Source organism: Methylobacterium sp., assembly GCF_019750675.1.
GTDB lineage: Bacteria > Pseudomonadota > Alphaproteobacteria > Rhizobiales > Beijerinckiaceae > Methylobacterium.
The window spans coordinates 1-8,739 of the sequence record NZ_JAIEOF010000301.1 but is presented as its reverse complement, the minus strand read 5'-3'; the positions used below and the strand labels follow the sequence as shown (position 1 = coordinate 8,739).

The 8,739-nt window shown below is 70.4% G+C and carries 9 protein-coding genes; 7 read left to right on the top strand and 2 right to left on the bottom strand.

The window, feature by feature from the left end:
* The 6 genes from K2X24_RS15910 to K2X24_RS15885 form a co-directional block, all read left to right on the top strand.
* On the top strand, positions 1–1,062 hold a 1,062-nt coding region (locus K2X24_RS15910; RefSeq protein WP_292499329.1), incomplete at its 5' end, for an FtsK/SpoIIIE domain-containing protein.
* Between the two features lie 272 nt (positions 1,063–1,334).
* Positions 1,335–2,294: an outer-membrane lipoprotein carrier protein LolA gene (locus K2X24_RS15905; RefSeq protein WP_292499328.1), complete on the top strand. Its 960-nt coding sequence runs from the start codon at positions 1,335–1,337 to the stop codon at positions 2,292–2,294.
* An 81-nt stretch (positions 2,295–2,375) separates the two neighbouring features.
* Positions 2,376–3,659, top strand: coding sequence for a serine--tRNA ligase (gene serS, locus K2X24_RS15900; RefSeq protein WP_292499327.1), 1,284 nt, complete (start codon positions 2,376–2,378; stop codon positions 3,657–3,659).
* Positions 3,659–4,423 carry a 5'/3'-nucleotidase SurE gene (surE, locus tag K2X24_RS15895; protein ID WP_292499326.1) on the top strand — a complete coding sequence of 255 codons (765 nt, stop codon included), beginning with the start codon at positions 3,659–3,661 and terminating at the stop codon, positions 4,421–4,423. Before serS ends, surE begins: the two co-directional genes overlap by 1 nt.
* Positions 4,424–4,463: 40 nt before the next feature.
* Positions 4,464–5,117: a protein-L-isoaspartate O-methyltransferase gene (locus tag K2X24_RS15890; RefSeq protein WP_292499325.1), complete on the top strand. Its 654-nt coding sequence runs from the start codon at positions 4,464–4,466 to the stop codon at positions 5,115–5,117.
* Between the two features lie 121 nt (positions 5,118–5,238).
* Complete coding sequence (locus K2X24_RS15885; protein ID WP_292499324.1) at positions 5,239–6,699, top strand: peptidoglycan DD-metalloendopeptidase family protein; 1,461 nt, start codon at positions 5,239–5,241, stop codon at positions 6,697–6,699.
* Between the two features lie 78 nt (positions 6,700–6,777).
* Here K2X24_RS15885 and K2X24_RS15880 read toward each other — a convergent pair whose 3' ends face one another.
* On the bottom strand, positions 6,778–7,917 hold the full coding sequence (locus tag K2X24_RS15880) for a polyamine ABC transporter substrate-binding protein (RefSeq protein ID WP_292499323.1): 1,140 nt from the start codon (positions 7,915–7,917) through the stop codon (positions 6,778–6,780).
* Entirely contained in the window at positions 7,914–8,273 is a 360-nt protein-coding gene (locus K2X24_RS15875; RefSeq protein ID WP_292499322.1) for a RidA family protein, read from the bottom strand. Before K2X24_RS15875 ends, K2X24_RS15880 begins: the two co-directional genes overlap by 4 nt.
* A 283-nt stretch (positions 8,274–8,556) precedes the next feature.
* Between K2X24_RS15875 and K2X24_RS15870 the strand changes: the two genes are divergently transcribed.
* The coding region (locus K2X24_RS15870) for a GlsB/YeaQ/YmgE family stress response membrane protein (protein ID WP_292499321.1) at positions 8,557–8,739 on the top strand (183 nt) is incomplete at its 3' end.

Sequence of the window (8,739 nt, the reverse complement as noted above, 5' to 3'; positions counted from 1 at the left end):
AAGATGCTGGAGCTGTCCGTCTACGACGGCATTCCGCACCTGCTCTCCCCCGTCGTCATCGACCCCAAGAAGGCGGTCATCGCCCTCAAGTGGGCGGTGCGCGAGATGGAGGAGCGCTACAAGAAGATGTCCAAGATCGCCGTGCGCAACATCGACGGCTACAACGCGCGCATGGCGGAGGCCCGGGCCAAGGGCGAGACCATCACCCGCGAGGTCCATACCGGCTTCAACCGCGAGACCGGCCAGGCCGTCTACGAGACGGAGGAGATGGACCTCTCGGCGCTGCCCTACATCGTGATCGTGGTCGACGAGATGGCCGACCTGATGATGGTGGCGGGCAAGGACATCGAGGGCGCGATCCAGCGCCTGGCGCAGATGGCGCGCGCGGCGGGCATCCACCTCATCATGGCGACGCAGCGTCCCTCGGTCGACGTCATCACCGGCACGATCAAGGCGAACTTCCCGACCCGGATCAGCTTCCAGGTGACGTCGAAGATCGACAGCCGCACGATCCTCGGCGAGATGGGCGCCGAGCAGCTGCTGGGTCAGGGCGACATGCTGTTCATGGCCGGCGGCGGGCGCACGACACGCGTGCACGGGCCGTTCTGCTCGGATTCGGAGGTCGAGAGCGTGGTCGCCCACCTCAAGCGCCAGGGCCGGCCCTCCTACCTCGAGGCCGTCACGGCCGACGACGGCAGCGGCGACGAGAAGCCCGCCAAGGGCGCGAAGGCGGACAAGGCCGAGCGGGCCGAGAAGGCCCAGGCCACCGAGATCGAGGACATCGACGCCCCGATCTTCGATGCGGGCGCCTATGCGGGCAGCGGCGGCATCGATCCCGGCGCCGAACTCTACGACCAGGCGGTGCAGGTGGTGCTGCGCGACAAGAAGGCGTCGACCTCCTACATCCAGCGCCGCCTCCAGATCGGCTACAACCGCGCCGCCTCGATCATGGAGCGGATGGAGATCGAGGGCATCGTCGGCCCGGCCAACCACGCGGGAAAACGCGAGATCCTGATGGAGGGCGGCCACGCCGCCTCCGGCATGATGGACTACGACGACTGAGCGACGAGACTGAACGGATCCCTCTTCCCCTCGTGGGAAGAGGTTCAGGAGTGGGGGTTGGGTCCGCCGGTCTCCGCAGACCGAGGGGCCCCCGACCACCCCCACCTCCAACGCCTCCCCACAAGCCCGGCGGATCTCGGGCAGGCCCGAGATCCGCCGGGGAGGAGAGCCGCGTCGCGCTTGAACCCCCACCCGTCGCATATTCGCCACAGGGCGGGCTTCTAAGCGGGCACCACCCGCGCATGTCTGAATCGCCTCAAGGGAGCGTCCCGATGATCGGCCGCCGTCACCGCCTCGCCGCCGGTCCGCTGTTCGTCCTGGCGGCCGGGCTTGCCCTGCCGCAGCCGGCCTCCGCTCAGGTCTCCTCGTTCCTCGACGGGCTGTTCGGCCGCAAGGAGCAGCCGGCCCCCGCCCCCGAGCCGGAGCCCGCTCCGGCGGCCCCGGCCCCGGCGGCCGCCCCGAAGAAGCCCGTCGCCCAGGCGCCGAAGCCCGCCAAGCCCGCCGACAAGGCGACGGCCGACAAGGCGGTCAAGGGCGAGGCGGCCAAGGGCGAGGCGAAAGCGGGCGCCAAGGGTGACCCGAAGGGTGAGGCGAAGGGCGCCGATCCGAAGACGGCCGCCAAGGTCGCGGCCGTCGGCGCGCCGGCGGCGGTCGTCGCGGCCGAGGCGGACGACGCCACCGTGATCACGCAGGCCAACGCCTACTTCAACGGCATGACCACGCTCACCGGCACCTTCGTCCAGATCGGCCCGGACGGGCGCCGCATCGGCGGAAAGCTGACGCTGGCCAAGCCCGGCCGCCTACGCTTCGACTACGACCAGCCCTCGCCGCTGGAGATCGTGGCCGACGGCACCTCCGTGGCGGTCAAGGATCGCAAGCTCGGCACCCAGGACCTCTACTTCATCTCGCAGACGCCCCTGAAATTCCTGCTGCGCGAAAAGATCGACCTCGCCAAGGACCTGACCGTCAACGACGTGTCCAACGATCCGGGCGGGGTGCGGATCGCCCTGGAGGACCGCTCGACGCTGGGCGGCACCTCGCGCATCCAGCTCTTCTTCGACGCCGAGGTGAAGACCCTGAGCCAGTGGCGGATCACCGACCCGCAGGGCTACCAGACCACGGTGCAGCTCTCGAACCTGCAGAAGGGCCGCGCCGTCGAGGGCGCCGCGTTCTTCATCAATTACGGCCGCTCCGAGGACAAGGCGGCCGAGCGCCAGATCCGGGCGCAGTAGAGGCGCCGATCTTCGGCCCGACCTTGTCGGGCCGATGCCGATGCTGCAAAGCGTCGGGCTCGCGACACACGAGCCGAGCCCATGCACGACATCCGCGCCATCCGCGAGAATCCGGACGCCTTCGACGAGGCCCTGCGCCGCCGCGGGCTGGCGCCGCTGGCCGCCCAGCTGGTCGCCCTGGACGACGCGCGCAAGTCCGCGATCTCGGCAGCCCAAGCCAACCAGGAGCGCCGCAACGCGCTCGCCAAGGAGATCGGCGGCGCCAAGAAGGCCAAGGACGAAGCCCGCGCGCAGGAACTCATGGCCGAGGTCGCCCGTCTCAAGGACGAGGCCCCGACCCTGGAGGCCGCGCAAGGAGAGGCTGGCAAGACCCTCGACGACCGCCTCGCCGCGATCCCGAACCGCCCGAACCCGGACGTGCCCGAGGGCGCCGACGAGCACGGCAACGTCGAGTACCGCCGCTTCGAGGCGCACCGCCCGCAGCTCGCCACGGGCAAGCAGCATTTCGAGATCGGCGAGGCCTCCGGCCTGATGGATTTCGAGGCCGCGTCGCGGATGTCCGGCGCCCGCTTCGTGGTGCTGAAGGGCCAGCTCGCCCGCCTGGAGCGGGCGCTCGGGCAGTTCATGCTCGACCTGCACACCGGCGAGCACGGCTACACCGAAGTGGCGCCGCCGATCCTGGTGCGTGACGAGGCGATGTTCGGCACGGCGCAGCTGCCGAAGTTCCGCGACGACCAGTTCCAGGCGGGCGAGCACTGGCTCATCCCCACGGCGGAAGTCCCCCTCACCAACCTCGTGCGCGAATCGATCCTGCGCGAGGAGGAACTTCCCTTGCGCTTCACCGCCCTCACCCCGTGCTTCCGGGCCGAGGCCGGTTCGGCGGGGCGCGACACCCGCGGCATGCTGCGCCAGCACCAGTTCAACAAGGTCGAGCTCGTCTCGATCACCACGCCGGAGCAATCGGCCGCCGAGCACGAGCGCATGCTGGGCTCGGCCGAGGCCGTGCTGAAGAAGCTCGACCTGCCCTACCGGATCATGACGCTGTGCACCGGCGACATGGGCTTCGCCTCCCAGAAGACCTACGACATCGAGGTCTGGATGCCGGGCCAGGAGACCTTCCGCGAGATCTCATCCTGCTCGGTCTGCGGCGACTTCCAGGCGCGGCGGATGAACGCGCGCGTCCGCGCCCGGGATGGCAAGGCGGTGAATTTCGTCCACACCCTCAACGGGTCCGGCGTGGCCGTGGGCCGCGCGCTCATCGCCGTGATGGAGAACTACCAGAACCCGGATGGCAGCGTCACGGTGCCGTCGGTGCTGAAGGCCTATATGGGCGGGATCGAGCGGATCGAGGGGTTCAAGAGCTGATGCGCATTCTCGTCACCAACGACGACGGCATCCACGCGCCGGGGCTCGAGACCCTGGAGGGGATCGCCCGGGCCATCTCGGACGACGTCTGGGTGGTCGCGCCCGAGACCGACCAGTCCGGCGTCTCGCACTCCCTCTCGCTGAACGATCCCTTGCGCCTGCGCCAGGTGGCCGAGAAGCGCTTCGCCGTGAAGGGCACGCCGTCCGACTGCGTGATCATGGGGGTGCGCCACATCCTGAAGGACCACGGGCCCGACCTCGTGCTCTCGGGCGTCAACCGCGGCCAGAACGTCGCCGAGGACGTGACCTACTCGGGCACCATCGCGGCGGCGATGGAGGGGACGATCCTCAACGTGAAATCGATCGCGCTGAGCCAGGCCTACGGAGCCGGCGGGCGGGGCGCCATCAAGTGGCACTGCGCCGCCGAACACGGCCCGGGCGTGGTGCGAAAGATTCTCGACATCGGGATCGAGCCCGGCATCGTCGTCAACGTGAACTTCCCGGACTGCGAGCCCGGCGAGGTCCTGGGCACGGCGGTGGCCGCGCAGGGGTTTCGCAATCAGGCGCTGCTCGCCATCGACGCCCGCCAGGACGGGCGCGGCAACCCCTACTTCTGGCTCGCCTTCGCCAAGGCCACCTTCCAGCCCGGAAACGGCACCGACCTCAAGGCCATCGCCGAGAAGCGCATCTCGGTGACGCCGCTTCGCCTCGACCTGACCGACGAGCCGAGCCTGACCCGCTTCGCGCAGGGCTTCGCGGAGTAGCGCGCGTCCGCTCTGGGAAGCCCCGCGGAGTTCGGCCACGATGCATGAGGGCTCGATCGAGGACGCCGCCTTCGTCATGGCCCTGCGGGGCCGGGGCGTGCGCGACACCGACACCCTGCGGGCGATGGAGCGGGTGCCGCGCGAGCGCTTCGCCCCCGCCCGGCATCGCGACCTCGCCCGGCGCGACCTCGGCCTGCCCCTCCCCTGCGGGCAGACCATGACGGCCCCGACCATCGTGGCGGGCATGCTGACGGCGCTGGCGGTGCGCCCGGGCGTCCGCATCCTGGAGATCGGCACGGGGTCCGGCTACGTCACCGCGCTTCTGCTGCGCCTGGGCGCCGCCCATGTCCGCAGCCTGGAGCGCTACGCCACCCTGGCGGAGGACGCCCGCGACAACCTCCTGCCCGAGGACCGGCCCCTGGCCGAGATCGTCGTCGGCGACGGGCTCGACCCGGGCGGCCTCGCGGGGCTCGAACCCTTCGACCGCATCCTGCTCAACGGGACCTTGGCGGCCCTGCCCGGGCACCTCGCCGAGGCCCTGGCGCCGGGCGGCCGCCTCGTGGCGGCACTGGGCCGGCCGGAGGCGGCGACGCTCCTTACCCTGGTACGCGAGGCCGACGGCCCGTGCGCCGAGCGCCGCGGCGCCACGATCCGCCTGGCGCCCCTCACACCCGGCCGGGCCTGCGTGCTGTAGGTGGCCGAAGGTTCCCCGTCCGGGCGTTATGTGGCCGCAACGTGGTGAATCGGAACGGTTGCTTAACCTGAATCCGGTTTGAATGACGTCATCAAGTTGCGTCAGGCAAACAGGTGCGTCGATGCGGGTTCGCGGGACTGGTCGAGGGTTGAGGACGCTGTCGCGCTTCGCGCTCATCGGCGTGATTGGAGGCGGTGCAGCCGCCTGTTCTTCAGATTCTTCGCGGCTGGGCGATCCCTTCGGGAATCCCTTCGCCTCGAACGTTTCCAGCGAGCCGTCCGCCACCGGCAGTCTGCCGGACGGCGAGATCGCCCCGGCGCCGGTGGTGCGCACCAGCCGCATCCAGTCCCAGGCGCTCGGCGCGCCGGGGGCGGCGATGTCGCCGCGCCCCATGGCCGCCGCTCCGGTCCCGGCCCGTCCCCAGACCAGCCGCCTGGCCTCCGCCGAGCCGGTCTCGGGTGGCATGAGTTCGGGGGGGATGGCCTCGAGCGCCGCGGTCTCGGGCATGAACCCCGATGCCGGGCGCATGACCACCCGCGCGGTGCCCCCCGCCCCGGCCCCGAAGGTCGTCGACCGCGCCGCCGAGAAACGGGCCGCCGAGGCCCGTCGCGAGGCGGAGGCCCGCGAGGCCGCCGAGGCGAAGCGGGAGGCCGAGGCGGCCAAGCTCGCCGAGGCCCGGAAGCTCGTCGAAGCCGCCAACGCGCGCAAGGCCGCCGAGGCCGCGCGCCACGCCGAGGCCAAGGCGGCCGAGAAGACCGCGAGCGCCGCCAAGCTCGCCGAGGTGAAGAAGCTCGTCGAGGCCCGCAAGGCTGCCGAGGCCAAGGCTGCGGCCGCGGAGACCAAGGCGGCCGAAACCAAGGCGGCCGAGGCCCGGAAGGCGCATGTCCGCCCCGGCCAGGCCGTGGCCAAGGCCGAGGACAAGCCGGTCCGCAAGATCGAGATCAAGGAAGCCAAGGCCGAGGTGAAGCCCGACGCCAAGGTGGACACGGCGAAGGCCGACGCCGCCAAGAAGGCGGAAGCGGCCCGGAAGGCCGCCGAGGCGGAGGCCAAGCTGGCGAAAGCCGAGGCCGCCAAGGACGCCGCGCGCAAGGTCGCCGAGGCGAAGGCTGCGGCGGACGCCAAGGCCGCCGAGGCCGCGGCCAAGGCGCCCGTGAAGGTCGCCTCTGCGGAGCCGGCCAAGGTCGAGCCAGCGAGCACGGGTTCGGTCGCGGTCGACCAGTCCTTCCGCTGGCCCGCCAAGGGCCGGGTCATCTCGGGCTACGGTTCCTCCGGCAACGAGGGCATCAACATCTCGGTGCCCGAGGGGACGCCGGTGAAGGCCGCCGAGGACGGCACGGTGGCGTATGCGGGCTCGGACGTGAAGGGGTACGGCAAGCTCGTGCTCGTGCGCCACACCAACGGCTACGTCTCGGCCTACGCCCACAACGGCGAGCTCGACGTACGCCCCGGCGAAAAGGTCAAGCGCGGCCAGACCATCGCCAAGTCCGGCGCCTCCGGCAACGTGACCTCGCCCCAGCTCCACTTCGAGATCCGCAAGGGCGCGACCCCGGTCGACCCGATGCCGCACCTCGCCAGCAATTAATCCGTTCTTCGCTCGAGCTTGGACTAAAGACCGGCGGCCCCTCGGGGCCGCCGTTCTGCGTTTGCGGCTGCGGGAGGGTCAGCGCCCCGTCCGCACCCGCGTCCAGCTCCGGGTGACGAAGCGCTGGGTGCGGTCGTCCCAGGCGGTGTTGCTGGAGAGGCGCTGCATCGTCGCCTCGTCCGGGTAGATGCCGGGATTGGCCAGGATCTCCGGCTTGACGAATTTCCGCGCCGCCGCGTTGCCGCTGGCATAGGAGACGAAGTTGGTGTTGGCCGCCGCCACCTCCGGCCGCATCATGTAGTCGAGGAAGGCGTGGGCCTCGGTGGGATGCGGCGCGTCCTTCGGGATCGCGAAGGCGTCGAACCACATCAGCGCGCCCTCGCGCGGGATGAGGTAGCCCACCTCGACGCCGTTCTTGGCCTCCTCGGCGCGCTTGCGGGCCTGCATCACGTCGCCCGAATAGCCGACCGCGAGGCAGAGGTCGCCGTTGGCAAGACCGTTGATGTATTCCGAGGAGTGGAACTTGCGCACCGAGCCCCGCACCTTGAACAGCGCGTCGGTGACTTGGCTGATGTCGTCCCAGCGCTTGGAATCCGGCTTGAAACCGTAGAACGGCAGCATGCTGGGGATCAGGTCCTCGGGCGAATCGAGGAGCATCACGCCGCAATCCTTGAGCTTGCCCATCAGGGCCGGATTGAGGATGAGGCTCCAGGTGTTCAGGGGCTGGTTCGCCCCCAGGCGCTCGCGCACCTGGGCGAGGTTCACGCCGATGCCGGTGGTGCCCCACATGTAGTCCACGGCGAAAGCGTTGCCGGGATCGTAGGTGGCGAGCCGCGCCGCGATCTCGGGCCAGGCATGGACGAGGTTCGGGATCTTCGCCTTGTCGAGGGGCTGGAACACGCCGGCCCGGATCAGCCGCTGCAGGAACGGCCCTGAGGGCGCCACCACGTCGTAGCCCGAGCGCCCGGCCAAGAGCTTGGTCTCGAGGATCTCGTTGTTGTCGTAGGTGTCGTACACGACCTTGATGCCGGTCTCCTTCGTGAAGGCCTCCAGCACTTTCGGGTCGATGTAGTCCGACCAGTTGTAGATGTTGACGACGCGCTCGCGGGCCGGCGCCTGCGCGCGGGCGCCGGGGTCGGCCCCGAAGGCCAGGGCGGCGAGCGCCCCGGCCGTCAGGATCCGGGTCAGGAGCGCGCGGCGGGTGCCGGCTCGGATCATGCGTTCCCCTTGGCGGCCACCACGACGATCTCGACAAGGTATTCGGGGGCGGCGAGCTTGGCCTCCACCGTGGCGCGGGCGGGGGGATTGTCCCGGGCCACCCAGGCGTCCCAGGCGGCGTTCATCTCCGCGAAGGTGGCGATGTCGGCCAGATAGATCGTCGCCGTGAGGATACGGCTCTTGTCGGTGCCGGCCGCCGCGAGCAGGCGGTCGATCTCGCCCAGGATCTCCTGGGTCTGGGCGGTGACGCCGGCGCCCACCACGGTGCCGGCCACCTGGCCCGCGAGGAAGACCATGTCGCCGTAGGTGACGGCCTGGCTCATGCGCGGGCCGGATTCGAAGCGCTGGATCGTCATGGCGGGAAAGCGTGCCTCTCGCGGGCCGGCCCGGCGCCCCATGGCGCCCGGACTTCCGGCGCAAGCCTTGTGCCGTGCCGCGCCCCCGAGCGTAAAGGGGGCCCGCCGCGTCCGGCCCCCGGCGCGCCTTCCGGAGCAATGCGACAAAGTCCCTTCCCGCAGCGCAACTCATCCTGTGGGTGCGGCGTTCTCACCCCAGGCGCAAGGCCAAGGCGACACAGCCAGCCGTTATGGCCTGTGAGGTCCGACCCAGCGGGTTCGGCCAAGTATCGAGGATCATCTCATGGGTATCATCTGGACCATCATCATCGGCTTCCTCGCCGGTGTCATCGCCAAGTTCATCATGCCGGGCAGCAACGAGCCGGCCGGCTTCATCCTGACCACGATCCTCGGCATCGTCGGCGCCTTCGTCGCCACCTTCCTCGGCCAGGCGCTGGGCTGGTATGGTCCCAACCAGGGCGCGGGC